Genomic DNA, 25565 nt, shown 5'->3' on the forward strand with positions numbered 1-25565 from the left:
TCACGCAGCCTCTTCCGCAACACCGGCCATCAGCAGGCCCAGTTCTTTTTCATCTGTCTCATGGGGCAGGCGTTCGCCCATGATATGTCCGTCGAACATCACCGCGATCCGGTCGGACAGCGAGAAGATCTCTTCCAGCTCGACCGAGACCAACAGGATCGCCTTGCCTTGATCGCGCAGGGCCACGATCTGTTTGTGAATGAATTCGATTGCACCGATATCCACACCACGTGTCGGCTGGCCGACCAGCAACAGGTCAGGATTGCGCTCGATCTCGCGCGCAACGACGATTTTCTGTTGGTTGCCGCCAGAAAAGCTTTTGGCCGTCAGCCAGCCATTGGGCGGGCGCACATCGAACTTTTCAATCTTGCGCTCGGTATCCGCGCGCAGGGCGGCATTGTCCATAAAGAGGCCGCGCTGATAGGCCGGGTCGCGGTGATAACCGAACGCCACGTTTTCCCACGCGTGGAAATCCATGATCAGCCCCTCGCGCTGACGGTCTTCGGGCACGTGGGCGATGTGCTGCGCGCGCCGAGCCTGCCCATCAGACCCGTGCCCGCTGAGGGCCAGCGGTTCACCGTTCAGTTTGATCGACCCCTGACCGGGGCGCATCCCGCCCAAAACCTCAAGCAATTCCGACTGACCATTGCCCGCAACACCGGCGATTCCGACGATTTCACCGGCGCGGACGGTCAGGTCGATGCCTTTGACCCGCTCAACACCCGCCTGATCGAACACGCGCAGGTTTTCGACTTCAAGAATGGGTTTACCCGGTTTCGCGGACACTTTGTCGACTTGCAGCAGAACTTTGCGGCCCACCATCAGCTCGGCCAGCTCTTCGGGACTGGTCTCGGCGGTTTTCACCGTCGCCGTCATCTGCCCGCGCCGCATCACGGATACTGTGTCGGTGTTCTCAATGATTTCGCGCAGCTTGTGTGTGATCACGATGATCGTTTTCCCTTCGGCCCGCAGACGGTCGAGAATGCGGAACAACTGATCCGCTTCGGCCGGAGTCAGAACACCGGTGGGTTCGTCCAGGATCAGGATTTCGGCCTGGCGATACAGCGCCTTGAGGATTTCAACCCGCTGCTGCATCCCCACGCCGATCTCGTCAATGCGTTTGTCGGGGTCAACGAACAGCTCGTATTCTTCTTCCAGCTCTTTCAGTTCCTTGCGGGCCTTGGACAATGACGGAGCCAGCAGCCCGCCATCTTCTGCGCCCAGAACGATGTTTTCGAGAACCGTGAAGTTTTCGACCAGTTTGAAATGCTGGAACACCATCCCGATTCCCGCAGCAATCGCCGCCTGACTGTCAGGGATGTCGGTCTTGGTTCCGTTGATGCAGATCTCACCCTTATCGGCTTTGTAAAAACCGTAGAGAATGCTCATCAGCGTGGATTTGCCTGCACCGTTTTCACCGATGATCCCGTGGATCGTGCCGGGGGCGACGCTGATGGAAATGTCCTTGTTGGCCTGAACGGGCCCAAAGGCTTTGGAAATCCCTTTGAGCTCAATGGCGGGGACTGTCATGTCGTGTCCTCAATTGCCGAAGGGGCCGCACAGGGCACGGCCAAGTGGAGACGAGGCGGAGGTCAAACCCCCGCCCCGCGTGGTATCAGAACTGCAGTGCCGGGCAGCTGTCGTTCTCGTAATAGCTGACGACGGTGACGTTTCCGTTGATGATGTCACTGCGTGCGTCTGCAACGGCCGAGCTCATCTCTTCCGTAACTAGTTCAGCGTTGTATTCATCCATGGCGACGCCCACACCCTCTTCGGCCAGACCCATGGCGAAAACGCCGGTTTGCAGATCCTCGCCAGCCTTCATGGCGTCATAAACGGCCACGTCCACGCGCTTCAGCATCGAGGTCAGAACCTTGCCCGGATGCAGGTGGTTCTGGTTGCTGTCCACACCGATCGAAAGGATGCCTTCATCGGCGGCGGTCTGCAGAACGCCCACACCGGTGCCGCCCGCAGCAGCATAGATGACGTCAGCACCCTGGCTGATCTGTGCCTTGGTCAGTTCGGAGCCCTTGACCGGGTCGTTCCATGCCGATGGGGTGGTACCAGTCATGTTGGCAACGATATTGATGTCGGGGTTCACGGCTTTGGCGCCTTGCGCGTAACCGCAGCCAAAGTGACGGATCAGCGGAATATCCATGCCACCGATGAAGCCAACTGTTCCGGTCTTAGATGCCATCGCAGCCATCATTCCAACCAGATAGGAACCCTCATGCTCGGCAAAGCCGATCTGACGCACGTTCGGAGCATCTAGCCAATTCACATCAACTGCAACGAATTTGGTGTCGGGATAGTCGCCCGCGACAGCCGCCAGCGGATCAGCCATTGCGAAACCCATGGTGATGATTGGGTTCAGGCCAGCTTCGGCAAAACGACGCAGGGCTTGTTCACGCTGGGCTTCAGACTGCAGTTCGATTTCGCGATAAGTCTTACCGGTTTGTTCCGCCCAACGTGATGCCCCATTATGGGCTGCTTCGTTGAACGATTTGTCAAACTTGCCGCCCAGGTCAAAGATCAGGGCCGGTTCGGCCAGGGCCGCACCTGCGGTCAGCGCGACGGCGGCGGCAGCGCCCATCAAGGATTTCATCAGGGTCATTTCATACTCCCGTTTGTTATTGTTAGTCAGGACCAAGATAGCCCCGATTACCCACTATGAGCGAGCATAACTGTTGTGATGGCGGGAATTAAGGGCGTTTGCAACCGGTGCGGTCAACTGATTCTTGACCAAATGGTCGAAAAAATGTGGTGTTGGTGCTCAGCTCAGGTCACAGGCCATGACGACGGCGTCGGCTTTTTCGGCTTTTTCGCGTAGATAGTAACCCTTGCGCAGACCGCAGGCCGTGTACCCGCAGCGCTGGTACAGCGTGATGGCCGGTTGATTGTCTGCCGCAACGTCCAGAAAGGCGCGGGTTGCGCCCAAAGATCTGGCTTTCGCGTGCCAATCCCGCATACAGCGCAGGGCCAGACCTTGCCGTTGATGATTGGGATGGGTCGCGATTGTCAGTAATTCAGCCTCATCCGCTATGACCTGAAATAGGGCAAAAGAGTCCTCGTTGCCAATAACATGCGTGAACCGATTGGCTAGAAGATCGGTGAATTCCGGTTCCGTCCATGGACGCGACTGCGTGAAGGCCGCGGCATGGGTATGGGCCAACTCTTGAGGTGTCATCCGTCTAGCAAAACCGGTGGTGAATCCTTTGACGGGGCTGCATCGGCGGGGCGCACATATAGCGGGGCCGGGGGCAGGGTCGTGGTGGACCATCTTTGTGCGGCCAGCCGGGCAATGGCCCTGACCTGCAAATCGGGGTCGTCGTTCAGGGTCAGAGCCCCAAGTGATTCTGCCTTTTCCTGTGCCACCAGCGCCGGGTTCTGATCCGGCACCGCGACATAAACTTGTTCACGCGGAGCACGGATGGCGGGAATACCTCCCCCGATTTTGGCCAAGGCATCAAAACCAGAAACCCCAACGGCCGGGATGGCCAGCCCCAGCGCCAGCCCTCGCGCCGCCGAGACCGAGATGCGGATACCTGTGAAATTCCCAGGTCCGATTCCAACCCCAATGGCGGTCAGATCGCGCCAAGTGCAATCGGCCTGGGCCAGAACCTCTTCCAACAGGGGCATCAGCCGTTCGGCCTGACCGCGCGACATGGGCTCAGTGCGCGAAGCAACAATCGTGTCGCCACGTAGCAAAGCGGCCGCGCAATGCGCGGCCGATGTGTCAAACGCCAGAATGATCTGGTCAGACGGCAACTGGGCGAACCTCGGTCACTTCGGGGATGTAGTGGCGCAGCAGGTTCTCGATCCCCATTTTCAGCGTCAGGGTTGAGGACGGGCAGCCCGCGCAGGCCCCCTGCATGTGCAGGTAAACAACGCCCCGGTCGAACCCATGAAAGGTGATGTCACCACCATCCTGAGCCACCGCCGGGCGCACACGCGTGTCCAGCAGGTCCTTGATCTGATTGACCACTTCGGCATCCTCGCCGAAATGTTCAGCGTGACCTGATCCGTCAACGGCATCTTCGCCCAATACAGGCTGACCAGACTGGAAATGTTCCATCACAGCGCCCAGAATGGCCGGTTTGATGTGATCCCACTGAACGTCTTCCGATTTGGTCACGGTGACGAAGTCATTGCCAAAGAATACGCCGGTGACGCCAGCCACCGCAAAAATCCGTTTGGCCAGCGGTGATTTTTCCCCAGCTTCTGCCGTAGGGAAATCCGCAGTACCCGCTTCCAGCACGGGTTGGCCGGGCAGGAATTTCAGCGTTGCAGGGTTCGGCGTGGATTCGGTCTGGATGAACATGGCGCGGCTCCGTTTCAGTTGTACCTGATATGCGGGTCCGGGCGGGGGAAGTCAAGATTTGGAACGATTCTAAATCTCTGCGGCCAATTGCATAGCCTCATCCAGCCGGTCATCTCCCCAGAACAATTCCTCGCCTACCAGAAAACTGGGCGCACCGAAGATTCCCTTGGCCTGTGCGGTTTGTGTTTGTTGCATCAGGGCTGCCTTGATTTCAGTGTCATGACAGTGGGCCAGCGTATCTGGGGGCAGGCTGGCCTGGGACAGGCAATCGATCAGCACCTGGTCGTCCGCGATATTCAAGCCATCGACAAATTCGGCGGCATAGACAGCCCGAACAAAGGCAGCCCTTTGAGGATGGGCCTCAATCGTCATCACAAGCCGTGCGGCTTTCAGACCATTCTGCGGGAAGGGATCAGGCCGGCTAAACCTCAGGCCTCGTTGGGCCGTCAACCGTTCCATATCGCGCCACATATAGCGCCCTTTGGCGGGATAGATATTGAACGGAGAATTGTCCCAGCCTTGCGATGCGAAAATTGGACCAAGCAAAAAGGGATGCCATTCAACTGACACCCCGTGTTGCGCAGCCAAATCCTCGATTCGCATCGCACTGAGGTAAGAGTATGTCGATGCGAATTCGAACCAGAACTGAATGCTGCGCTGCATGGACGACCTTCAGGTGATTTCTTCCAGCTTTTCCTTGCTCAGGTCACCGGGAACGATGGTGATTGGAATCGGTAGATTACCAGAGTTCTTAGTCAATTGCGTCACCAGCGGCCCGGGGCCTTTCTTTTCGACACCCGCGCCCAGCACCAGCACCCCGATCTCGGGGTCTGATTGCACATGTTCGATGATCTCAGCGACCGGTTCACCCTCGCGGATGGCCAGTTCGGGGTCGACATTCTGCTTGTCGCGCATCCACTTGGCAAACACTTCGTAATGGGCGTGAATACGCTCGCGCGCTTCTTCGCGCATCACTTCGGCCACGCCGATCCAGTGGTTGAACTCATCCGGCGGTATGACCGACAGGATTGTAACGCCGCCGCCGGTGTGGGCTGCGCGCATAGCGGCAAAACGCATCGCGTTCAGGCATTCGCGACTGTCATCCAGAACGACCAAGAATTTGCGCATGAAGTGTCCTCGTTTATTTCCGGCGATCATGCCCGACCAATTGCGTGCTGGCAATAAGCGGCTGCCTAGCGTGTACTCAGTGCCCAGTCCCAATACAACTCACGTGCCCGGCGGGCGACGGGGCCAACTTGATACTGCGTGTCTTCCAGTGCCGTGACCGGGGTGATCTTACTCATGTTGCCGGTCATAAAGATCTCATCCGCTTTGTGAAAATCGTCAAAGCTAAGGATGGCTTCGTGAACAACTGTTCCGTCGGCGCGCAGGTTTTCGATGTGGCGCGCGCGGGTGATGCCAGCCAGAAAGGTGCCGTTCGGGGTGGGTGTAAACACCTCTCCGTCACGGACCATAAAGATATTGGCGGTGGCGGTTTCGGCGACATGCCCCAGCGCATCGGCAACCAACGCGTTCGAGAACCCTTTGGCGCGGACCTCGCTCAACATGCGGGCGTTGTTGGGATAAAGACACCCGGCCTTGGCATTCACCACCGCCGATTCCAGAACCGGGCGACGGAAACTGGTGGTGCCCAAAGTGACCGAGGCGGTTTCGGGCGCCATCGGAATCTCTTCCAGACAGATGGCAAAACCAGTGCTGTTTTCCTGTGGGACAATCGCGGTCGCGTCGCCGTCGATGCCCCAATACATCGGGCGGATATAGACGGCCGCGCCCGGCCCGTAAGAAGCCAACCCCTCACGGATAATCTCGATCATCTGCTGGGTTGAGACAAACGGCGTCAGCATAAGCGCCTTGGCCGAACGATTCACGCGGGCACAATGCGCCTCAAGATCCGGGGCCATTCCCTCGAAATACCGGGCGCCGTCGAAGACAGACGATCCCAGCCATGCACCGTGATCGGCTGCACGCATGATCGGGGCATCCCCGTCATGCCACTGACCTTCGAAATAGGTGCGGATGTTCTTGCCGACTGCCATGATGCCCTCCCACGCTTTGCGCAAACCTAGGAAGGCGTCACGGCAACGTCCAGCGCAATCAGCCCTGTTTGGACCCGACCATACCCACAATTTCGTAGGTCTGCTGCAGGATCGGCGCGGCAATCGCGCGGGCCTTTTCCGCACCTTTCGCCAGAATCTGGTCAATCTCGGCCTGTTCACCCATCAGGCGGGCCATTTCGGACGAAATCGGTGCCAGTTTCGCCACCGCCAGTTCGGCCAGCATCGGTTTGAATTCACCGAATTGCTTGCCGCCAACCTCTGCCAGAACCTGCTCGACCGTTTGGTCGTTGAGCGCGGCATAGATGTTCACCAGATTGCGTGCCTCCGGGCGGTCTTCAAGCCCGTCGACTTCTGATGGCAGGGCATCCGGGTCGGTCTTGGCCTTGCGAATCTTTTTGGCGATCGTGTCGGCGTCGTCGGTCATGTTGATGCGGCTCATGTCCGACGGGTCGGACTTGGACATCTTTTTGGACCCGTCGCGCAGGCTCATGACTCGGGTTGCGGCCCCTTCGATTACCGGCTCTGTAATCGGAAAGAAATCGACGCCATAGTCATGGTTGAACTTGGTCGCGATGTCGCGGGTCAGTTCCAGATGCTGTTTCTGGTCATCGCCAACCGGCACATGCGTTGCGTGATAAGTCAGGATGTCGGCGGCCATCAGCGACGGATAGGCGAACAGACCCAACGAGGCGTTTTGCTGGTTCTTACCGGCCTTGTCCTTCCACTGGGTCATCCGCTGCATCCAACCCATGCGGGCGACGCAGTTGAAGATCCACGCCAGTTGCGCATGCTCAGGCACTTGGCTTTGGTTGAACAGGATCGATTTATCCGGGTCTAGACCGGCAGCAATAAAGCCCGCACACAGTTCACGTGTCGAATGCGCCAGTTCCTTGGGGTCTTGCCAGACGGTTATCGCGTGCAGATCGACCATACAATAGATGGTCTCCATATCCGGCTGCTGCATATCCACAAACCGCTTGAGCGCACCCAGATAGTTGCCAAGATGCAGGTTTCCTGACGGCTGGATGCCGGAAAACACGCGCGGTGTGAACTGGGTCTCGGTCATCGAAGGGAACTCCCGTCTGGAAAAATCAGCCCCCGTCGCTTACCCATGAGGCCAAGGGACGTCAACCGCCGCGAAAGGCCAGCCCAATGAGCAGTGAGAATTATACACCCGCCGTGAACCCTTTGCCGCCCGTTGTGGTGGCATTGGTGCTTTTCATCATGGGGGTGGAACTGGCCTTTACCTTGGGCTCACGCGGGCTGATCGGAGGGCCGTCGGCAGTGGGCTGGCGACTGGATGCGTTGCAGAACTATTCGTTTTCGCCCGATATCTTCGATTGGATGGTCGAGAATGGGCGCTGGCCGTTCGAGCATGTAATTCGTTTCGTGACCTATCCGTTCGTGTCGGGCAGCTTCACGCAGGCCGTTTTCGTCTGTGTCTTCCTGCTGGCCATGGGCAAAATGGTGGCCGAGGTCTTTGGCGGATTTCAGATGCTGGTGATCTTCGTGCTGTCAGGTGTGGGCGGAGCACTGGCCTATGCCTTGCTGCTGGATCCCAACTATCCGCTGGTCGGAGGGTTCCCGCCTGTCTATGGACTGATCGGCGCGTTCACGTGGCTGCTGTGGCGCAAGCTGTCATTGGTTGGCGAAAACCAGCACCGTGCCTTTGGTTTGATCGCGGCACTGATGGGAATCCAACTGGTGTTCGGCCTGCTGTTCGGCGGCACGTCCGACTGGGTGGCTGATCTGGGCGGGTTCGCCACAGGCTTCGGCCTTTCGTTCCTGTTGGCACCGGGTGGCTGGGCGCGGATCGTGCGGCGCATTCGCCGCGATTGATCACGACCGGCGCAAGGCTTTGCGGAATTCCGACACTTCGAAGGCACCGAACAGGTGGCCCAGGAAGAAATAGGTGGCCGCGGCAACTTTGATCAGGATGATCAGCGCCAGATAACGCCAGCCGGACAGTTCGAATGCCCAGCCGAATAGGTGAATGGCGGCGTACAGGACCACACCCATTCCCAGCGATGCCGCCACGATGCGCCATGCCCGGTGTTTGAACCGGTCGTCAAACCGCGCCTCTTCACCCATGCGTCGCGCGCCGAGGATCAGCAGACCAACCATGGCCCAGCCCGCAGCTGATGCCGCAATTGCCGGGGCGATCCATCCCACCAGTGGAAATAAGCCAAAGGCCAGCGCCGCATTCACAATCATCGCAACCATGGCATAGCGGAATGGGGATCGCGTATCTTCTCGCGCGAAATAGAGCGGCTGCAGCAGCTTTTGCAGCATAAAGGCAGGCAGGCCGATGCCATAGATTGCCACTGCCAGCGCCGTGGCGGCGGTGTCTTCAGCGCTGAATTGACCGCGTTCAAACAGGACCGAAACCAATGGATTCGGCAGGATCACAAAGGCCACGGTCGAGGGGATCGTCAGCAATAGCGTGAACTCTCCGGCGCGGGAAAAGGCGTTGCGGGCGCCATCCTTGTCCCCGGCGCGCAGGCGGCGGGACAGATCAGGCAGCAATACGATGCCAACGGCAATGCCCACCACGCCCAGTGGCAGCTGATACAGCCGATCCGCCGCAAACAGCCAGCTGACCGCTTTTTCGGTATTTGAGGCCACCAATTGCCCCACCACCAGATTGACCTGCGTGACGCCCATGGCCAATGCGGCTGGTACGGCGATACGCACCATATGGCGCATCTCGGGGCTGAGTTTCGGCAGGCCTGGACGGATGCGGATGCCTGCGCGTTCGGTCGCCACCCAGACCAGCGCCAGTTGTGCGATCCCGGCCACTGGAATGACTGTGATCAGCCAGCGGATCACTTCGCCCCCCGCCGCAGCCCCGGCGATAAGGGCCGTGCAGGCGAAGATGTTCAGCAATACAGGCGCGGCAGCGGCGGCGGCAAAACGGCCCGTGGCGTTCAGAACACCCGAGAACAGTGCGGCCAGCGACATGAAAAGGATGTAGGGGAAAACGACATAGCCATAATCCACGGCCAGATCGAACCGTTCATCGCCATGAAACCCCTCGGCGGTGATCCAGACCAGCGCGGGCATGAACACCATCGCCAGCCCGACCAGTGCCAGCACTGCTACGGCCAGCAGGTTAAAGGCGTCCTGCGCGAACCCTTCGGCGTTTTCCTCGCCTTCCAGCCGTTTTGAAAACATCGGCACAAAGGCTGCGTTGAATGCGCCTTCGGCAAAGAAGCGACGGAACATGTTGGGCAGACGGAAGGCGGCGACGAAGGCGTCCATCACTGGCCCCGGCCCGATATAGGCGGTCAGCAGGATTTCCCGCAAAAAACCCAGAATCCGGCTGGCCAGCGTCCAGAACCCGACCGTGAACAGGCCCGAAAACAAACGGATTTGCTTCATGAGACCGCGCGCTCGGCGCCTTCGGTGATGGCTTTGCGCAGTTTGGTTTCAAGCGTGCGCTGCTTGCTTTCCGAATGGTATTTCAACCCGAACATGTCTTTGACGTAGAAAGTATCCACCACCTGCTCGCCATAGGTCGCGATGACCGCGTTGGCGATATAGACATTGGCGGCGGCCAGCGTCCGGGTCAGGTCAAACAGCAGACCGGGGCGGTCGCGGGTGTCAACCTCGATGATCGTGTAAATCTCGGATCCGTCATTGTCGAAGGTGATATGGGTCGGCACGTTAAAGGCGCGTTCGCGTTTCTTGATCTTGTCGCGCGATTTCAACGCATCGCGGGCCACCACCTCGCCCTTGAGTGTCTTTTGGATCATCTGATTCAGGCGCGGCAGGCGGCTGGCCTCAAACGGGTGGCCCTCGGCGTCCTGAATCCAGAAGGCGTCGGTCACATAGCCGTCCTTTGTGGTGTAGCTGCGGGCATCCACCACGTTTGCACCGACCAAAGCCAGCGCACCGGCGATACGCGCAAAGATACCGGGGTGGTCACCCATGGCGAAACAGGCGCGCGTGGCGTCGCGGTCTTCGTCCGGATGCAGGCGGATTTCCATCCCACCCGCGTCGCCACTGTGTTCCAGCATCCGCAGCATCTCGGCAAATTCTATTTGGGTGGGCAGGTTCAGACCTTGCCAATAAGGCGGGTAATGCCGCCCGGTTTCGATCTTGAGGTCCGCCTTGGACCAATCCGACAACGCGTTGCGAAGGGCCTTTTTAGCCTCGGTCCCCCGATTGGCGCGGTTGAGGTCCTCCATTCCGGTCTCAAGGGCGCGTTTGGTTTCGGCGTGCAGGGCGCGCAGCAGAGTGGCTTTCCAGTTGTTCCACGTGTTCGGCCCAACACCGCGAATGTCGCAGACCGTCAAGACCGTCAGCAGATCCAGACGCTTGACCGTTTTCACAGCCTTGGCGAAATCGCGTACCGTGCGCGGGTCCGAGATGTCGCGCTTTTGCGCCATGTCCGACATCAGCAGATGATATCGCACCAGCCATTCCACGGTTTCCGAATCCGCCTTGTTCAGGCCCAGCCGGGGCGCAACCTTGCGCGCGATCTGCGCGCCGAGGATCGAGTGATCCTCGGGTCTTCCCTTGGCGATGTCATGCAGCAACAACGCGACATACAGTACCTTGCGGTTCACACCGACCTTCAAAATGGACGACACCAGCGGCAGCGGTTCAATCAATTCGCCCCGTTCGATCTGCGCAAGGTTGATGATGCATTGGATGGTGTGTTCGTCCACGGTGTAGCTGTGATACATGTTGAATTGCATCATCGCCACGATGTGCTCGAACTCGGGCAGAAAGGCGGACAGCACCCCCAATTCGTTCATCCGCCGCAGGGCGCGTTCGGGGTTGCCGTGTTTCAGCATCAGATCAAGAAAGATGCGCTGCGCCTCGCGGTTCTCGCGCATATCTTCGTCGATCAGGTTCAGGTTTGCCGTCACCAGTCGCATCGCATCCGGGTGGATCAGCATGCCGGTGCGCAGGCCTTCTTCGAACAGGCGCAGCAGGTTCAGCTTGTCGGCAAGAAATACGTCGGTGTCGGCCACGTCCAGACGGCCATGTACCACCTTGTAGCCCGCCTTGACCCGTGGTCGGCGACGGAAGATGCGTTCAAGCAGGGCCTCACCCTTCATATGTGAGGCTTCCAGTTTGGTCAGAAAGATGCGCGTCAGCTCACCCACGTATGTGGCTTCGCGGAAATAGCGCTGCATGAACACCTCGACCGCGCGGCGTCCGGCCCGATCTTCATAGCCCATCCGGTCGGCCACCTCGACCTGAAGGTCAAAGGTCAGTTGCTCGGTCGGGCGTTTGGTAATCAGATGCAGATGCGAACGCACCGCCCACAGGAAATCTTCGGCCTTTACGAAGGTTTTAAATTCCTCGGGCGTGAACAGGCCCAGCGGCACCAGTTCGGCCACGTCTTGAACGCCATAGATATATTTCGCGATCCAGTACAGCGATTGCAGATCGCGCAGTCCGCCTTTGCCTTCTTTGACATTGGGCTCGACCATATAGCGTTCACCCTGTTTTTGGTGCCGCTCGTCGCGTTCCTGAAGCTTGGCTTCGATAAACTCTCGTTCGCTGCCTTTGAACAGTTCAGCCTTCAGGCGGTTGTCCAGCTCGGCCGCAAGCTGGCTGTCCCCCGCCAGAAAACGATGCTCCAGCATGGAAGTGCGGATGGTGAAATCCTCGGCCCCCAGGCGCAGACAATCCCTGATCGTGCGGGACGCATGGCCAACCTTCAGCCGCAGATCCCACAGAATATACAGCATGGACTCGATCACGCTCTCGGCCCAGGCGGTGATCTTGTAGGGGGTCAGGAACAGCAGATCGACATCGGATGATGGTGCCATTTCCCCGCGCCCATAGCCGCCCACCGCCAGCACAGCGATCCGTTCCCCCTGCGTCGGTGTGGCCAGAGGGTGCAGATCCTCGCTTGAAACCTTCATCGCCGTGCAGACCAAACCGTCGGTCAGATATGTGTAAGAATGGGTCAACGGCCGCGCATCAAAGGGGCGTTTGGCAAAGGCATCGGCAATGGCCTGACGCCCTGCTTTCTGGGCGTCACGCAGAATGCGCACGGTTTCATTGCGCCGTGCTGCATTGTCTGTGGTTCCGTCAAAGGCCTCCGACAACTGTGCCATGACGGCGGCGCTGTCGAAAATTTCTTCAGCCGGACAGATTAGCTCACCCCTGGGGGTGAGCGTCAAACCCGTCTGTTCAGAAACCGGCGCCTGAGAAGCTTTGTGGGGCAGGGTCAATCACTACTACCTGTTTATTCTGGATCGTGGCGACTGCCAGACCGCGTTCATTCGTACCGTTCGGCCGCAGGCGGAAGATACCGCCAACGCCCTGGAAACCAGCGTTTTGCGTCAGCGCCGAAGCGGTCAGCGCGTTGGATTTGCCCTGGCTGACAAGTGCCGCGATTGCGGCGATACCGTCATAGGCCAACCCGCTGATCGGGTGCGGGGCCTCGCCGTAGGTATTGTTATACCGCTGCCTATAGGCTTGTGCCTTCGACGGGTCCGGCAGCGCAAACCAGCCACCTTGTACGCCGGGCAGGTCCAGTGTTTGCGGTGGGATGTCCCAGCGTGTCAGGCCAATAAACTGAGTGTTTGCCGGAGACACGCCTGCTTCCGGCAGCAGCTGTGTGAAAAGCGGCAGTGCACCAGCTGTAGTTGACGTGAGAAACAAGGAATCCGCACCAGACGCATCTACTGTCGCTTTGACGGATGGGACCGAGTTGATGACGCCCTGCTGCGAACGGTCATATCCCACCGATCCCGCATTGTTCACGCGGCTGCTGGCAAGCGCGTTGGCAATGGCTGTTTGACCCAACTGCCCTGCAGCATCGTTGCTGTGTACGATGACCATGTTCGATTTGCCTTGAGATCCGGCAAAACTGACAAGACGGTTAGCCGTATTGTCGAACGTTGGCCCAAGCACGAATACGTTGCCGCCGGCAATGCTGGTGTTGTTCGAGAAGGACAATACGTTGACGTTGCTGCTCAGTGCCGCAATGCCTGCAGAATTCGCTGCCTGCGCATAGACCGGACCAAGTATGATCTTCGCTCCATCTGCTACTGCCTGCTGCGCAACGGCCGCCGCAGTACTCGAACTGCCCCGTGTGTCATAGACGCGCAGGTCAATCTGAACATTCTGCAAATCCGACATGGCCAGTCGCGCTGCGTTTTCCAGACTGCGTGCCAACGCTTCATCACCGGCTTGCCCTGATCCTGCAGGGACCAGCAGGGCAACAGGCACGGGGTCGGAGGTGTTGATCGACGGTCCTCCGCCGATGGTGCCGACGTCACAGGCGGCCAGAAATGCGGCGGTTGCCAGTACGGCGGCGGTGCGCGCCAGTTTGCGAACGGGCTTGCAAACGGTAAACATCTGAATGAAAACTCCCTGTCCCGGCGGCTTGAGATGCCGCCAATCTATTGGGTCGCGATAATAAACGTCACGCTGTGAGGGTCCAGCTTTGAATTTCCAAAAAGTCAGATTGGGCGCTGGCCTGTATTTTGTTGCCACTCCGATCGGGGCGGCGCGCGATATCACGCTCAGGGCGTTGGACGTGCTGGCTTCGGCAGATGTGATCGCCGCCGAGGACACGCGCAGCCTGCGCCGGTTGATGGAGATCCACGGAGTCCCGCTCGAAGGCCGTCGCATTCTGGCCTATCACGACCACAGTGGTGCCGGGGCACGCGGGAAAATTCTGGATGCGCTGGCCGAAGGGAAGTCGGTTGCTTACGCGTCCGAGGCCGGAATGCCGCTGATCGCTGATCCGGGTTATGATCTGGGACGGCAGGCCGCCGAGGCCGGGCATATGGTAACCTGCGCGCCGGGGCCGTCGGCGGCGCTGATGGCGCTGACGCTGGCAGGGTTGCCGACAGACGCGTTCTTTTTTTCGGGATTCCTGCCCAACGCGACCGGCGCGCGCAGGGCGCGGATCGAGGCGTTGCGGGATGTGCCCGGTACGCTGGTTTTCTACGAGTCACCCAAGCGCGTGGCGGCCTGCCTGTCGGATTTGGCCGAGGTGTTGGGTGAAGACCGTCAAGCTGCGATGTGCCGCGAATTGACCAAAAAATTTGAAGAGGTTCGCCGCGGATCATTGGGGGAACTGGCTGCGGCCCTGCAAGGGCAGACGGTCAAAGGTGAAATTGTATTGCTGGTCGACCGTGGGCATTCGGAAACCATTAACGAATCCGACATAGAAGAGGCTTTGACGCGCGCCCTGGAAACGCATTCGGTGCGTGATGCGGCGGATTTGGTGTCGCAGATGTACAAACTGCCACGCCGTCCGATTTATCAGAAGGCGCTGAAACTGGGAAAGAGATGACATGACCGCGCGATCTGTCCGAAGTTCGGTTTCCTATCACGCCGGACAGGCCGCCGAGTTGCAGGTCGCCGCCGACTATGAGCGCCGAGGTTTTACAATCGCGCATCATCGCTGGCGCGGTGCGGGTGGTGAGATTGATCTGATTGCCAGGAATGACGATGGGCTTGTGTTCATCGAGGTCAAGAAAAGCACCAGTTTCGACATGGCCGCAGCGCGGATCAGCCAGCGGCAGATTAACCGGATTTTCGCCTCGGCAGCGCAATATCTAGACACGGAACCATATGGGCAACTGACAAATGTCAGGTTTGATGCGGCGCTGGTGGATGCCACGGGCGCTGTACAAATCATCGAAAACGCGTTTGGTCAGGGCTGACACCCATTGAACCCTCGGGCGCGCTGGGCCATGTATCTGGCGAGAAACTGAGGGACACGCCATGAAAATCGCCTTTCAGATGGACCCGATCGGGGCCGTGGATATCAACGCAGACAGTTCCTTCCGTCTGGCCGAAGAAGCACAGGCGCGCGGGCATACGCTGTTTTTCTACAGCCCGGACCAGTTGGCCTATCAGGAAGGGCGGATCACCGCGCGCGGACACGACATGACGGTGCAGCGTGTGGCCGGCAATCCGGCGGAACTGGGCCCGGAACGCGAGGTTGATCTGGCCGAGTTCGATGTGATCTGGCTGCGTCAGGACCCTCCGTTCGATATGCATTACATCACGTCGACTCATCTGTTGGATCGCCTGAAAGGGCAGGTGTTGGTGGTCAATGATCCATTCTGGGTACGGAACTATCCCGAAAAGTTGCTGGTTCTGGATTTCCCCGACCTGACCCCGCCGACAACGATTGCGCGCGATTTGCAGACCATCAAGGCGTTCAAAGAAAAGCACGGCGATGTCATTCTAAAACCGCTTTTTGGCAACGGTGGCGCGGGTGTGTTCCGGCTGGATGCGAATGATCGCAACCTGACCTCGTTGCACGAGCTGTTTACCGGTTTCTCGCGCGAGCCGTTGATCGTGCAGAAATTCCTGCCCGATGTCAGCAATGGCGACAAACGTGTGATCCTTGTGGATGGTGAAGCCGTAGGAGCGATCAACCGGGTTCCGGCAAAAGGTGAGACGCGGTCGAACATGCATGTGGGGGGACGGCCCGAAAAGATCGGCCTGTCCGAGCGCGATCAGGAGATTTGCGCGGCGATTGGCCCGTTGTTGAAAGAAAAAGGCCAGATTTTCGTAGGGATCGACGTGATCGGGGACTATCTGACCGAAATCAACGTGACCTCGCCCACGGGTATTCAGGAACTGGAGCGGTTCGATGGTGTGAACATCGCCGAAAAGATCTGGCAGGCGATTGAAGCCAAACTTTAAGATGCGACCTTGGCGCTGATGCGAAAGCTCAGCGCCTCGGCTACATGCGGGCGGCGGACGTTCGGTGCGCCCTCCAGATCGGCGATTGTGCGCGCCACCCGCAGAATGCGGTGAAAGGCGCGCGCTGACAGGCCAAACTGTTCCGCCGCTTTCAACAGCAACTCTTTGCCTTCGGCGTCCGGCGCGGCAATCTCTTCCAGCACCGAACCTTCAACGTCGGCGTTCTGGCGAGTTGCGGGTATGTCCCGGAACCGCTTGGCCTGAATGGCACGGGCCTGGTCGACACGTGCCGCAACGGTGGCCGAACCGTCGCCGGATGGTGGCAGGTCCAGATCGGTGAACCCGACCGGAGGCACCTCGATCCGCAGATCGAACCGATCCATCAGCGGGCCTGATATCCGGCCAAGATAATCCTCTCCGCAGACGGGCGCACGTGAACAGGCGCGGGCGGGATCGGTCAGGTATCCACATTTGCAGGGGTTGGCTGCGGCCACCAGCATGAACCGGCACGGGTATTTCACATGGGCATTTGCGCGGGCAACCATGACTTCGCCGGTCTCAATGGGTTGGCGCAAGGTTTCCAGCACGGTACGCGGGAATTCGGGAAATTCGTCCATGAACAGAACACCGTTATGGGCCAGAGATATCTCGCCCGGTTTGGCCCCTTTTCCGCCCCCGACGATTGCCGCCATCGAGGCGGTATGATGCGGCTCACGAAACGGGCGGCTGCGGCTGATGCCGCCTTCGTCCAGCAGCCCGCACAGGGATTGGATCATCGACGTTTCCAGCGCCTCAGTCGGGGTCAGCGGCGGCAGAACACCGGGCAGGCGCGCGGCCAGCATGGATTTTCCCGACCCGGGAGTACCAATCATGATCAGATGGTGGCGGCCTGCTGCGGCAATCTCTAACGCGCGCTTGGCCCGTTCCTGCCCTTTTACATCGCGCAGATCACGGGTACTGGGCACCAAGTTCACTTCACCGGGTTGGGCTGCGGGCAGGGGTGACTGGCCTGAGAAATGGCGCACGACGTCGCCCAGAGAACCAGCGCCGATTACCTGCGTGGCATCGACCCATGCGGCTTCGGCGCTGGAGGCACGCGGGCACAGCAACGTACGATCCTCGGCGGCGGCGGTCATGGCGGCGGGTAGTGCCCCGACAACCGGAACCAGGGAGCCGTCCAGCGATAGCTCACCCAACGAAACGGCTCCTTCGGCCGCATCCGCAGGGATGATTTCCAATGCAGACAGCAATGCGACGGCGATGGGCAGGTCGAAATGGCTACCTTCTTTGGGCAGGTCGGCAGGGGACAGGTTGATGGTGATCCGTTTCGACGGCAACGCGATGGCCATCGAACTCAGCGCACTGCGGACGCGATCGCGGGCCTCGGACACGGCCTTGTCGGGCAGGCCGACGATGGAAAAGGCGGGCAGACCCGGCGAGACGGCGCATTGCACCTCGACCGGGCGGGCGTCGACCCCTTGGAAAGCAACGGTATGAGAACGGGAGACCATGTACGACCTGTTTGGTTAACAAGTCGTTGCTGCCATGGTCACGGTTTAAGAATGGTTAACGGCGCCAGTCATTGCTAAGAATTTTGGCCAGGCACCGGGGTCCGCGACTGTTTGGTCGCGGCAGAACTGGTTGCAGAACCCCCAGCATTGGTCATCCAGTTCCAGAAAATGAGTGACCGCTTTGCCGGAAAAGGGGCAGGTGTCGTTGATCGATGGCCCGTTTTCAACTGACCGTGCATCGATTTGCGCGCCGATGGGCCATGGCTGTGACGGCAGGTCCAATGTGTAAGGAAACGGATCATAGGACACGGTCAACCCCATGGCGCGCCATTGCCGGACCGCGTGATCGGACAGCAATTCCAAACAATAGCCTCGGTTGCCTTTAGACACCGGCAAACCGTAACCGGTGATGCGTGCAGCGACGGGCGTGTAAAACACATCCGCCAGAGAATAGCTGCCGAAAAGCGGCCCGGTTTCTGCTCCGGATATAGTGCGAGCATGGGCCCAGAGGGTTTCGATCCGGTTTAGATCGGCCAGCGTTTCAGGCGATGGGTTAAATCCATGCCAGCAATGCAACAGCTGCATCGGGCATTCTCCACGCAAAGCTGTAAACCCGGCCGTCATTTCGGCGCACAGCCATCGGGCCGTTGCGCGGGCGGCGGGATCCTCGGGCCACATCCCGGCCTCAGGGTGCCGTTCGGCCAATGTCTCAGCCATGGCGAGGCTTTCACCCACCACAGTGCCATCCGGCAGGCGCAAGGCAGGCACAAGGCGCGCTGGGGTCAGCGGTTTCATATCCTCGGTCATGGTGCCGGAATAAAGGCCAATCATTTTGCTTCGATAGGGTAGGCCAAACATTTCCAGCATCAGCCATCCGCGCATGGACCAGCTGGAAAACAGGCGGTCTCCGATAAACAAATCATAAGTCATGCCATTACGATGACGCGGCGCGGTCCTTCAGTAAATCAGTGATTTGTGCGGGGTGTTATCACGGACAGTGATTGATCCGCCCCACCGACCAATGCCCTCCGTGATGGGTGATGTCAGTGACCGAGAGGTTGTCGATGCGATGGCTGAACGCCTCTTGCGCGTCAACGTCAAGGGCGCGCTGCACCTGAGTCAGGATCACGCCGAAATGGGCCACGATGATCAGGTCTTGGCCTGTGTGATCAGCAACAAACTGGTCGACCACGGCATCGACACGGGCACGAACCTCGTTCCAGCTTTCACCCTGGGGCGGGCGCACATCGCCGGGGTTGTCCCAATAAGCAAAGGCCAGATCGGGGTCCTCGGCCTCGATCTCTTTGAAGTTGCGCATTTCCCATGCGCCGAAATGAATCTCGCGTAGGTCGCTGTGATGCGGCAGGCGTCGGCGTTTGCCCTGAATAGCCGATGCCGTATCGGCAGCACGCAACAAGTCGGACGATACCACCAATGCCTTGGCCGGCAGGTGGTCGTGCAACCGTGCGATAGCGGCGTGATCGCCGAGGTCCGCAGGCACGTCGGACCAGCCAACGATGGTCTTCGCATGGGTCGGCCCGTGGCGGACAAGATGAAGCCGCGTCATGGCAATTGCCCTTTCAGCACCAACGGAAGCCCCGCGGTGACCTGCACGGCGAGATCAGCCTGTGAAGCCAGCGCGATGTTCAGCCGTCCCTGAGCCTCGCGGAACCGGCGGGACAAAGCGTTGTCCGGGACGATACCATGGCCGACCTCGTTCGAGACGATAACAATTGGAGCGCAGCAGGTTCGCAGGGCCTGCATCAGCGCGGTCTGCGCCTGTTCCAGATCGTTTTCGGCCAATAAATGATTGGTCAGCCACATGGTAGCGCAGTCGATCAGGCAGACATGATTGGGGGTCAGATCGGACAGGACCGGGCCAAGATCGAAGGGGGCCTCAACTGTCTTCCAACCTGCGCCGCGTTGCGTGATATGGCGCTGAATCTTGTCGCGCATCTCATCATCAAACACTTGTGATGTGGCGAGATAAACGCGACTTTTACCTGATGAAACAACAAGTTGCTCGGCGAAAGCTGATTTGCCAGAGGCCGCACCGCCCAACACAAAGGTTACATCCGGATACACTATAATTACCTTTCTGGTGATCCACCCGGTTTTGTTCTGCGTATCGACCCTAGGTCCGTAAGGCAAGTCCGGCCCGCGCCTGTGAAAAGGGGAGATTTCCATGGCACTGGATAATGGAACCGATTTTTCGATGTCCCGGCAGGCGATGAAAGCCGAATTGCTGGACGCAGAAACTGAATTAAAGCTGGCTTATGCGTGGCGTGACGACCGTGACGAACAAGCACTGCATCGGCTGATCACAGCCTATATGCGGCTGGCGATTTCGATGGCGGCCAAGTTCAAACGATACGGCGCGCCGATGAATGACCTGATTCAAGAGGCCGGGTTGGGTCTTATGAAAGCCGCCGACAAATTCGACCCCGACCGTGGCGTGCGTTTTTCGACCTATGCGGTATGGTGGATCAAGGCGAGCATTCAGGACTACGTGATGCGCAACTGGTCGATGGTGCGAACCGGGTCGACCTCATCCCAGAAATCGCTGTTTTTTAACATGCGTCGGGTTCAGGCACGGTTGGAGCGAGAAGCGGCGACAGAAGGGATGGATCTTGATCGTCATCAATTGCATCAGATGATTGCAGCCGAAATTGGTGTGCCCCTGCGTGATGTCGAGATGATGGAGGGGCGTCTTTCGGGGTCTGATTTTTCGCTGAACGCTGTGCAATCCGCGGATGAAGACGGTCGGGAATGGATCGACGCGCTGGAAGATGAACGTGCGCAAGCCGCCGAGACGGTCGAAAACAGCCACGATACCGAACAACTGCGCGAATGGTTGGTGACGGCGATGCAATCGTTGAACGACCGTGAACGCTTTATCGTGCGCGAACGCAAGCTGCGCGATCCTTGTCGGACATTGGAAAGCCTGGGGCAGGAGCTTGGCTTGTCCAAGGAACGCGTGCGTCAGCTTGAGGCCGCGGCTTTTGTGAAAATGCGCAAGAACCTTGAAGCCCAGTCGCGCGAGGTGCAACACTTCATCGCATGAGACAGCTTGCGATTCTTGTTTGTGCACTAGTGGTTATGGTCAAGCCTGGCCATGCCGATGATGTGATCTCCGATGATGTTTTGGCCGCGATGACCTCGGCAGATGTAGTAATCTTGGGCGAAATCCATGACAACCCGCAGCACCATGTCATTCAGGCCGAGGCCTTGAAGGCCATCAAACCCTCGGCCGTCGTGTGGGAGATGGTGACCGAGGAAGGCGCGCAACGCCTTGCAGACAAGGCCGTATCCGACCCCGAAGAGCTTGCGCGCATTCTGGACTGGCTCGAATCCGGATGGCCGCCGCTCAGCATGTATTACCCGGTGTTTCAGGCATCAGACGCGCCCGTCTATGGGGCTATGGTTCCGCGAGCCGCTGCCCGTGCTGCGATGGAGCGAGGCGCGGCCACTGCGTTGGGCGCGGATGCAGCGCGTTACGGCCTGACCGTGCCTTTACCGGCCGACGAACAGACCGCGCGCGAAGCGGATCAACTGGCCGCCCATTGCGATGCGATCCCCGAAAGTACCTTGCCGCAGCTGGTGGCCATTCAGCGCCTGCGCGATGCGGTTCTGACCCGCGCCATCCTGCGCGCTAAGGACGAAACCGGTGGTCCGGTTGCGGTAATCACCGGGAATGGCCATGCCCGCAAGGATCGGGGCATTCCTACCTTTCTGTCCCGACTGCACCCGGGTCTGAAAGTCTTTGTGCTTGGCCAATCCGAGGATGGCGTGGTGGACGGCACCTTCGACGCGGTGATCGACAGCCCCAGTATGGAACGCGAAGACCCATGTCGGGCGTTTCAAAAGCAGAATTAACCGCTGGAACTGTCAGGCCCCCTTGCCTAATGTCGGGGCCGACCGGGACAGGAAGGGCTCATTATGCTGGCATCGAAACGCATTCTGCTGATTATCGGCGGCGGGATCGCGGCCTATAAGTCGCTGGACCTGATCCGGCGTTTACGGGAACGCGGTGCCGCGGTGACGCCGGTGCTGACCCGCGCGGCCGAGGAATTCGTAACGCCCCTGTCCGTGGCGGCTCTGACTGGTGAGAAAGCCTATCGCGATCTGTTTGACCTGACGGATGAGGCCGAGATGGGGCATATCCAACTGTCGCGCTCGGCGGATCTGATCGTTGTGGCTCCCGCGACGGCGGATTTGATGGGAAAGATGGCGACTGGGCTGGCGAACGATCTGGCCTCGACCCTGTTGATGGCCACCGACACGCCGGTTCTGTGTGCCCCGGCGATGAATGTGCGGATGTGGGACCATCCGGCGACCCAGCGTAATCTGAATCAGTTGCAGGCCGACGGCGTCCGTTTTGTCGGCCCGAACGAGGGTGATATGGCTTGCGGTGAATATGGCCCCGGTCGCATGTCCGAACCTTTGGAGATTGTCGCTGCTATTGAGGTTGAACTGGGTCAAGGCCCGCTCAGCGGCAGGCGTGTGCTGGTGACCTCGGGGCCGACTCATGAACCGATTGACCCGGTGCGTTACATCGCCAACCGCTCGTCCGGGGCGCAGGGCACGGCAGTGGCCCGGGCGCTGGCTGCGCTGGGTGCCGAGGTGATCTTTGTCACCGGCCCGGCGGATGTTCCGCCGCCCCTAGGGATGCAGGTCGTGAAGGTTGAAACCGCGCAGCAAATGTCGGACGCCGTGGATGCCGCGCTGCCAGTGGATGCGGGCGTGTTCGCGGCGGCCGTCGCGGATTGGCGGGTCGCCAGAGCGTCGGACAAAAAGCTGAAGAAAAGCCGCGATGGGATGCCAGCACTGGAGTTTGCCGAAAACCCGGACATCCTTAAACGCGTATCGCATATGGAGACCGGACGCCCTGCGCTGGTTGTCGGGTTTGCCGCCGAGACGGACAATGTGGTCGAACATGCCACCGCAAAACGGGGTCGCAAAGGGTGCGACTGGATCGTGGCCAATGATGTCAGCCCGGCAACCGGGATCATGGGCGGGTCCGAGAATGCGGTGATCCTGATCTCGGACTCGGGCGCCGAAGAATGGCCTCGCATGGGCAAAGATGCAGTGGCCGAGCGTCTGGCGGCCAGGATCGCCGACGCGTTGACCAGCTAGACAAGAGGAACAGTGATGGTTGCAATTCGTGTGATCCGCGAAGAGGGCGCTGACCCGTCAGTTCCCTTGCCGTCTTATGAAACCACCGGGGCTGCTGGCGCGGATGTGCGGGCAAACCTGCCCGGGGGCGCGTCAATCACACTTGAACCGGGTCAGCGCGCGCTGGTGCCTACAGGTTTGCGGATCGAAATTCCGCAGGGGTTTGAAGTTCAGGTGCGCCCGCGCTCGGGTCTGGCTCTGAAACACGGGATCACTCTGCCCAATGCGCCCGGTACGATCGACAGCGATTATCGCGGTCCGCTAGGAGTGATCGTCCTGAATGCGGGTCAGGAGGTGTTCGAAATCACCCATGGCGAACGCATAGCGCAACTTGTCGTGGCCCCAGTTGTACAAGCCGCGTTTGAAGCGGCCGATACGCTCAGCGATACGGCACGTGGGGCGGGTGGCTTCGGCTCGACCGGGCGCGGCTGATGCTTCTGGTCGGGATTCTTGCGGCCGGCCTGTGGGGCATTGGCTATCTGGCCGGGGTTTCCCGCACGGCGCGCATGACTTCGGTTGCGGTGCTGCTTCTGGGTGTGATTACGGCGCAACTGGTTTTGCCTGATGGGCACCCTTTGCGACAGGCAACTGGCGGCTCTGCGGCGATGTGGCTGATACTGGCGGGTACTGTGCTGCTGGTACTGGTTTACGGACGCGTGTTGAAAGCGTTGCGAAATCGCGCCGCGCCAGTCTCAGCTCAGGAGCCCACGATGCCATCCGACCAATTCACCGAGACCGAGCTTGAACGCTATGCTCGCCACATCGTCCTGCGTGAATTGGGCGGGCCCGGGCAGAAAAAGATGAAACAGGCGCGGGTTCTGGTCATCGGCGCTGGCGGACTTGGGGCACCCGCGCTGCAATACCTGGCTGCCGCCGGGGTCGGGACTATTGGCGTAATCGACGATGACGAGGTCGAAAACGCCAACCTACAACGGCAGGTCATCCACCGCGATGCGGACATCGGCATGCCCAAGGTGTTTTCGGCGCAACAGGCAATGCAGGCGCAAAACCCCAATGTGGTCGTCCTGCCCTATCACCGCCGTCTGACGGAAGAGATCGCCGCAGACCTGTTTGCCGATTTCGACCTTGTCCTAGATGGCACCGATAATTTCGACACCCGCTATCTGGCCAACCGCACGGCTGTGGCGCTGGGCAAGCCGCTGATCTCGGGCGCGCTGTCACAATGGGAAGGCCAACTCAGCGTCTTTGACCCGGCCAAGGGCGCACCCTGCTATCAATGTATTTTCCCCGAAGCTCCGGCCCCCGGTCTGGCCCCGTCCTGCGCCGAGGCTGGTGTGATCGGCCCGCTGCCGGGCGTGGTGGGTTCGATGATGGCGGTTGAGGCGATCAAGGTGATTACCGGCGCTGGGCAGGCTCTGCAGGGCGAGATGCTGATCTATGACGCGCTCTACGGTGAAAGCCGCAAGATCACCTTGTCACGCCGCACTGACTGCCCAATTTGCGCGTCGTCCCAACATTAAGCGCACCCGCCGCGCGCATGCGTGGCCCGGCCCAACCCCGCCAGGGTGCATCTTTGATGCGCACCGCGGGGGCGGGAGCCTCTAACCCAACGCACCGTCCAGATCGGCTATAAGGTCTTCGGCATCTTCCAATCCAACGGACAACCTGAATATCCCATCACCTGCATAGTGGCGATAGTCCTCAAGCTGCGCACCCTGCAAGCGGAACGACGTTTCCATCAACCCATCCGTTCCCATCCAGAAGATCAGGCTGCGATGATGTCCCAGCGATACTGCATAGTGAATGACGTTCAGTCTTTCGATCATCAGCCGGGCAATGCTCTCTCCGTCCGCAGCACTGCCGACCTGAAAAGAAATCATCCCGGACATGTTCGACATTTGTCGTTGGGCCAAGTCAGACTGAGGGTGCGAGGCAAGTCCCGGGTATATCACCCGGCTCACCCGTGAGTCAGCTTCAAGCCATTCGGCAATTGCTGATGCCCCGGCCTCATGCGCTTTCATACGCAGCGGCAGGGTCGAAGCGCCGCGTGCAATCAGCCAGGCGTTGAACGGCGATAGTATCGCGCCATGATGGATAGCGGCCTCGGCGCGCATTCTTGCCACCAATTCAGTTGATCCTGCCACTGCGCCACCGATCGCATCCCCGTGCCCGCCAATGTATTTCGTGATCGAGTGCATGGTCAGGTCGACACCCAGCGCCGCCGTGTCCATTCCCAAAGGTGAGGCAAAAGTTGCATCGCAGCTCAGCAGTGCGCCTGCCTGTTTGGCCAGCCTGGAAACCTCGGCCAAGTCAGTCAGGCGGTTGATCGGATTGACCGGGGTTTCCGTGTGGATCAGCCTTGTATTGGGTCGGATCGCCGCCGCCACGGCTGCCAAATCAGACATGTTGACCGCCGATACATCAACCCCCATTCGGGGAAGGGTTTCACGCGCCAGTTCAGCAACGCCGGCATAGGACACATCCGACACGATCAGGTGATCACCCGCTGAAAGAAATGTGAAAAAGATCGCCGATGCAGCCGCCATTCCGGATGCGGTGGCCAGGCAGGCCTCGGTTCCTTGCAACGCGGCAATTTTGGCTTCCAACCCTGCCACAGTCGGATTGGCCCAGCGGGAATAGACATAAGGGCTGTCTGGGGTCAGATCATGAGCGGAAAATCCAGCAAGGTCTTCGGTCACATAGGTTGAGCTCATGTGGATCGGTGGTGCCGACGCATTGGTCGAGGCATCCGGAGGATCGCCCGCATGTATGGCTGTTGTCATGATTCCGGCGGGTCGGTTGGGTTTGCTCATGTCCTGTCTCCCTTTGCTGACGACCCTGCGTGCGGCGCATGGATTGAGCAAGAAGAATAGTGAC

26 protein-coding genes are annotated in these 25565 nt (G+C 59.5%); 9 read left to right on the forward strand and 17 right to left on the reverse strand.

Annotated features, from left to right (window positions below):
* The 9 genes from RUE5091_RS10835 to trpS all read right to left on the reverse strand — a co-directional run bounded on the left by RUE5091_RS10835 (nt 1) and on the right by trpS (nt 7465).
* Complete coding sequence (locus RUE5091_RS10835) at nt 1–1530, reverse strand: ABC transporter ATP-binding protein (protein WP_058281933.1); 1530 nt, start codon at nt 1528–1530, stop codon at nt 1–3.
* An 85-nt stretch (nt 1531–1615) separates the two neighbouring features.
* On the reverse strand, nt 1616–2614 hold the full coding sequence (locus RUE5091_RS10840; protein ID WP_058281934.1) for a BMP family lipoprotein: 999 nt from the start codon (nt 2612–2614) through the stop codon (nt 1616–1618).
* A gap of 159 nt (nt 2615–2773) precedes the next feature.
* Nucleotides 2774–3187, reverse strand: coding sequence for a GNAT family N-acetyltransferase (locus tag RUE5091_RS10845; RefSeq protein WP_058281935.1), 414 nt, complete (start codon nt 3185–3187; stop codon nt 2774–2776).
* Nucleotides 3184–3768: a tRNA (adenosine(37)-N6)-threonylcarbamoyltransferase complex dimerization subunit type 1 TsaB gene (tsaB, locus tag RUE5091_RS10850; protein ID WP_058281936.1), complete on the reverse strand. Its 585-nt coding sequence runs from the start codon at nt 3766–3768 to the stop codon at nt 3184–3186. Before tsaB ends, RUE5091_RS10845 begins: the two co-directional genes overlap by 4 nt.
* Complete coding sequence (locus RUE5091_RS10855; protein ID WP_058281937.1) at nt 3758–4321, reverse strand: NifU family protein; 564 nt, start codon at nt 4319–4321, stop codon at nt 3758–3760. The genes tsaB and RUE5091_RS10855 overlap by 11 nt, the downstream gene beginning before the upstream one ends.
* A 69-nt stretch (nt 4322–4390) precedes the next feature.
* Nucleotides 4391–4984 (reverse strand): 2-hydroxychromene-2-carboxylate isomerase, encoded by a 594-nt coding sequence (locus RUE5091_RS10860; protein WP_058281938.1) that lies wholly within the window; start codon nt 4982–4984, stop codon nt 4391–4393.
* Nucleotides 4985–4993: 9 nt separating this feature from the next.
* On the reverse strand, nt 4994–5449 hold the full coding sequence (locus RUE5091_RS10865) for a universal stress protein (RefSeq protein WP_058281939.1): 456 nt from the start codon (nt 5447–5449) through the stop codon (nt 4994–4996).
* A gap of 65 nt (nt 5450–5514) precedes the next feature.
* Nucleotides 5515–6378: a branched-chain amino acid aminotransferase gene (locus RUE5091_RS10870; protein WP_058281940.1), complete on the reverse strand. Its 864-nt coding sequence runs from the start codon at nt 6376–6378 to the stop codon at nt 5515–5517.
* A gap of 58 nt (nt 6379–6436) precedes the next feature.
* Nucleotides 6437–7465 carry a tryptophan--tRNA ligase gene (gene trpS / locus RUE5091_RS10875; protein WP_058281941.1) on the reverse strand — a complete coding sequence of 343 codons (1029 nt, stop codon included), beginning with the start codon at nt 7463–7465 and terminating at the stop codon, nt 6437–6439.
* An 86-nt stretch (nt 7466–7551) separates the two neighbouring features.
* Here trpS and RUE5091_RS10880 point away from each other — a divergent pair, with 86 nt between their 5' ends.
* Nucleotides 7552–8238, forward strand: a complete 687-nt coding sequence (locus RUE5091_RS10880) for a rhomboid family intramembrane serine protease (protein ID WP_058281942.1) — start codon at nt 7552–7554, stop codon at nt 8236–8238.
* Here the strand turns inward: RUE5091_RS10880 and murJ are convergent, their stop codons facing one another.
* The 3 genes from murJ to RUE5091_RS10895 are packed head-to-tail and all read right to left on the reverse strand — an operon-like array spanning nt 8239 to nt 13728.
* Nucleotides 8239–9780, reverse strand: a complete 1542-nt coding sequence (gene murJ, locus RUE5091_RS10885; RefSeq protein WP_058281943.1) for a murein biosynthesis integral membrane protein MurJ — start codon at nt 9778–9780, stop codon at nt 8239–8241.
* Complete coding sequence (locus tag RUE5091_RS10890; protein ID WP_058281944.1) at nt 9777–12596, reverse strand: [protein-PII] uridylyltransferase; 2820 nt, start codon at nt 12594–12596, stop codon at nt 9777–9779. Before RUE5091_RS10890 ends, murJ begins: the two co-directional genes overlap by 4 nt.
* Complete coding sequence (locus RUE5091_RS10895; RefSeq protein ID WP_058281945.1) at nt 12556–13728, reverse strand: penicillin-binding protein activator; 1173 nt, start codon at nt 13726–13728, stop codon at nt 12556–12558. The genes RUE5091_RS10890 and RUE5091_RS10895 overlap by 41 nt, the downstream gene beginning before the upstream one ends.
* Before the next feature lie 88 nt (nt 13729–13816).
* On the opposite strand from RUE5091_RS10895, the gene rsmI reads away from it, so the two are divergent.
* The 3 genes from rsmI to gshB all read left to right on the forward strand — a co-directional run bounded on the left by rsmI (nt 13817) and on the right by gshB (nt 16041).
* Complete coding sequence (gene rsmI, locus RUE5091_RS10900; RefSeq protein ID WP_058281946.1) at nt 13817–14674, forward strand: 16S rRNA (cytidine(1402)-2'-O)-methyltransferase; 858 nt, start codon at nt 13817–13819, stop codon at nt 14672–14674.
* Nucleotide 14675: 1 nt separating this feature from the next.
* Nucleotides 14676–15047 carry a YraN family protein gene (locus RUE5091_RS10905; RefSeq protein WP_058281947.1) on the forward strand — a complete coding sequence of 124 codons (372 nt, stop codon included), beginning with the start codon at nt 14676–14678 and terminating at the stop codon, nt 15045–15047.
* A 61-nt stretch (nt 15048–15108) separates the two neighbouring features.
* Entirely contained in the window at nt 15109–16041 is a 933-nt protein-coding gene (gene gshB / locus RUE5091_RS10910; protein ID WP_058281948.1) for a glutathione synthase, read from the forward strand.
* Here gshB and RUE5091_RS10915 read toward each other — a convergent pair.
* From RUE5091_RS10915 to cobU, 4 genes are read right to left on the reverse strand one after another with little or no spacing between them, the layout of a single operon-like run.
* Nucleotides 16038–17552 (reverse strand): YifB family Mg chelatase-like AAA ATPase, encoded by a 1515-nt coding sequence (locus tag RUE5091_RS10915; protein ID WP_058281949.1) that lies wholly within the window; start codon nt 17550–17552, stop codon nt 16038–16040. The two genes, gshB and RUE5091_RS10915, sit on opposite strands and share 4 nt — an antisense overlap.
* A gap of 45 nt (nt 17553–17597) precedes the next feature.
* A complete protein-coding gene (locus RUE5091_RS10920; protein WP_058281950.1) occupies nt 17598–18482 on the reverse strand; it encodes a glutathione S-transferase in 885 nt (294 codons plus the stop codon).
* A 58-nt stretch (nt 18483–18540) separates the two neighbouring features.
* Nucleotides 18541–19119: a histidine phosphatase family protein gene (locus tag RUE5091_RS10925; RefSeq protein WP_058281951.1), complete on the reverse strand. Its 579-nt coding sequence runs from the start codon at nt 19117–19119 to the stop codon at nt 18541–18543.
* Nucleotides 19116–19637, reverse strand: a complete 522-nt coding sequence (gene cobU / locus RUE5091_RS10930) for a bifunctional adenosylcobinamide kinase/adenosylcobinamide-phosphate guanylyltransferase (RefSeq protein ID WP_058281952.1) — start codon at nt 19635–19637, stop codon at nt 19116–19118. The genes RUE5091_RS10925 and cobU overlap by 4 nt, the downstream gene beginning before the upstream one ends.
* A gap of 100 nt (nt 19638–19737) precedes the next feature.
* Between cobU and RUE5091_RS10935 the strand changes: the two genes are divergently transcribed.
* The 5 genes from RUE5091_RS10935 (at nt 19738) to RUE5091_RS10955 (ending at nt 24208) form a co-directional block, all read left to right on the forward strand.
* A complete protein-coding gene (locus RUE5091_RS10935) occupies nt 19738–20616 on the forward strand; it encodes an RNA polymerase factor sigma-32 (RefSeq protein ID WP_058281953.1) in 879 nt (292 codons plus the stop codon).
* On the forward strand, nt 20613–21428 hold the full coding sequence (locus RUE5091_RS10940) for a ChaN family lipoprotein (RefSeq protein ID WP_058281954.1): 816 nt from the start codon (nt 20613–20615) through the stop codon (nt 21426–21428). Before RUE5091_RS10935 ends, RUE5091_RS10940 begins: the two co-directional genes overlap by 4 nt.
* A gap of 63 nt (nt 21429–21491) precedes the next feature.
* Nucleotides 21492–22688, forward strand: a complete 1197-nt coding sequence (gene coaBC, locus RUE5091_RS10945; protein ID WP_058281955.1) for a bifunctional phosphopantothenoylcysteine decarboxylase/phosphopantothenate--cysteine ligase CoaBC — start codon at nt 21492–21494, stop codon at nt 22686–22688.
* Nucleotides 22689–22703: 15 nt separating this feature from the next.
* On the forward strand, nt 22704–23159 hold the full coding sequence (gene dut, locus RUE5091_RS10950; RefSeq protein WP_058281956.1) for a dUTP diphosphatase: 456 nt from the start codon (nt 22704–22706) through the stop codon (nt 23157–23159).
* Nucleotides 23159–24208: a HesA/MoeB/ThiF family protein gene (locus RUE5091_RS10955; RefSeq protein WP_058281957.1), complete on the forward strand. Its 1050-nt coding sequence runs from the start codon at nt 23159–23161 to the stop codon at nt 24206–24208. Before dut ends, RUE5091_RS10955 begins: the two co-directional genes overlap by 1 nt.
* Nucleotides 24209–24289: 81 nt before the next feature.
* Here RUE5091_RS10955 and RUE5091_RS10960 read toward each other — a convergent pair whose 3' ends face one another.
* Nucleotides 24290–25501, reverse strand: coding sequence for a trans-sulfuration enzyme family protein (locus RUE5091_RS10960; RefSeq protein ID WP_058281958.1), 1212 nt, complete (start codon nt 25499–25501; stop codon nt 24290–24292).
* Nucleotides 25502–25565: the final 64 nt, after the last annotated feature.

The organism is Ruegeria denitrificans, assembly GCF_001458295.1.
Lineage (GTDB): Bacteria > Pseudomonadota > Alphaproteobacteria > Rhodobacterales > Rhodobacteraceae > Ruegeria > Ruegeria denitrificans.

Excerpts from the sequence above, each read along its gene's own strand:
- RUE5091_RS10835 (WP_058281933.1), bottom strand. The coding sequence starts at position 1,530 with ATGACAGTCCCCGCCATTGAGCTCAAAGGGATTTCCAAAGCCTTTGGG.
- RUE5091_RS10840 (WP_058281934.1), bottom strand. The coding sequence starts at position 2,614 with ATGACCCTGATGAAATCCTTGATGGGCGCTGCCGCCGCCGTCGCGCTG.
- RUE5091_RS10845 (WP_058281935.1), bottom strand. The coding sequence starts at position 3,187 with ATGACACCTCAAGAGTTGGCCCATACCCATGCCGCGGCCTTCACGCAG.
- RUE5091_RS10855 (WP_058281937.1), bottom strand. The coding sequence starts at position 4,321 with ATGTTCATCCAGACCGAATCCACGCCGAACCCTGCAACGCTGAAATTC.
- RUE5091_RS10860 (WP_058281938.1), bottom strand. The coding sequence starts at position 4,984 with ATGCAGCGCAGCATTCAGTTCTGGTTCGAATTCGCATCGACATACTCT.
- RUE5091_RS10865 (WP_058281939.1), bottom strand. The coding sequence starts at position 5,449 with ATGCGCAAATTCTTGGTCGTTCTGGATGACAGTCGCGAATGCCTGAAC.
- RUE5091_RS10870 (WP_058281940.1), bottom strand. The coding sequence starts at position 6,378 with ATGGCAGTCGGCAAGAACATCCGCACCTATTTCGAAGGTCAGTGGCAT.
- trpS (WP_058281941.1), bottom strand. The coding sequence starts at position 7,465 with ATGACCGAGACCCAGTTCACACCGCGCGTGTTTTCCGGCATCCAGCCG.
- RUE5091_RS10880 (WP_058281942.1), top strand. The coding sequence starts at position 7,552 with ATGAGCAGTGAGAATTATACACCCGCCGTGAACCCTTTGCCGCCCGTT.
- murJ (WP_058281943.1), bottom strand. The coding sequence starts at position 9,780 with ATGAAGCAAATCCGTTTGTTTTCGGGCCTGTTCACGGTCGGGTTCTGG.
- RUE5091_RS10895 (WP_058281945.1), bottom strand. The coding sequence starts at position 13,728 with ATGTTTACCGTTTGCAAGCCCGTTCGCAAACTGGCGCGCACCGCCGCC.
- RUE5091_RS10905 (WP_058281947.1), top strand. The coding sequence starts at position 14,676 with ATGACCGCGCGATCTGTCCGAAGTTCGGTTTCCTATCACGCCGGACAG.
- gshB (WP_058281948.1), top strand. The coding sequence starts at position 15,109 with ATGAAAATCGCCTTTCAGATGGACCCGATCGGGGCCGTGGATATCAAC.
- RUE5091_RS10915 (WP_058281949.1), bottom strand. The coding sequence starts at position 17,552 with ATGGTCTCCCGTTCTCATACCGTTGCTTTCCAAGGGGTCGACGCCCGC.
- RUE5091_RS10920 (WP_058281950.1), bottom strand. The coding sequence starts at position 18,482 with ATGACTTATGATTTGTTTATCGGAGACCGCCTGTTTTCCAGCTGGTCC.
- RUE5091_RS10925 (WP_058281951.1), bottom strand. The coding sequence starts at position 19,119 with ATGACGCGGCTTCATCTTGTCCGCCACGGGCCGACCCATGCGAAGACC.
- RUE5091_RS10935 (WP_058281953.1), top strand. The coding sequence starts at position 19,738 with ATGGCACTGGATAATGGAACCGATTTTTCGATGTCCCGGCAGGCGATG.
- RUE5091_RS10940 (WP_058281954.1), top strand. The coding sequence starts at position 20,613 with ATGAGACAGCTTGCGATTCTTGTTTGTGCACTAGTGGTTATGGTCAAG.
- coaBC (WP_058281955.1), top strand. The coding sequence starts at position 21,492 with ATGCTGGCATCGAAACGCATTCTGCTGATTATCGGCGGCGGGATCGCG.
- dut (WP_058281956.1), top strand. The coding sequence starts at position 22,704 with ATGGTTGCAATTCGTGTGATCCGCGAAGAGGGCGCTGACCCGTCAGTT.
- RUE5091_RS10955 (WP_058281957.1), top strand. The coding sequence starts at position 23,159 with ATGCTTCTGGTCGGGATTCTTGCGGCCGGCCTGTGGGGCATTGGCTAT.
- RUE5091_RS10960 (WP_058281958.1), bottom strand. The coding sequence starts at position 25,501 with ATGAGCAAACCCAACCGACCCGCCGGAATCATGACAACAGCCATACAT.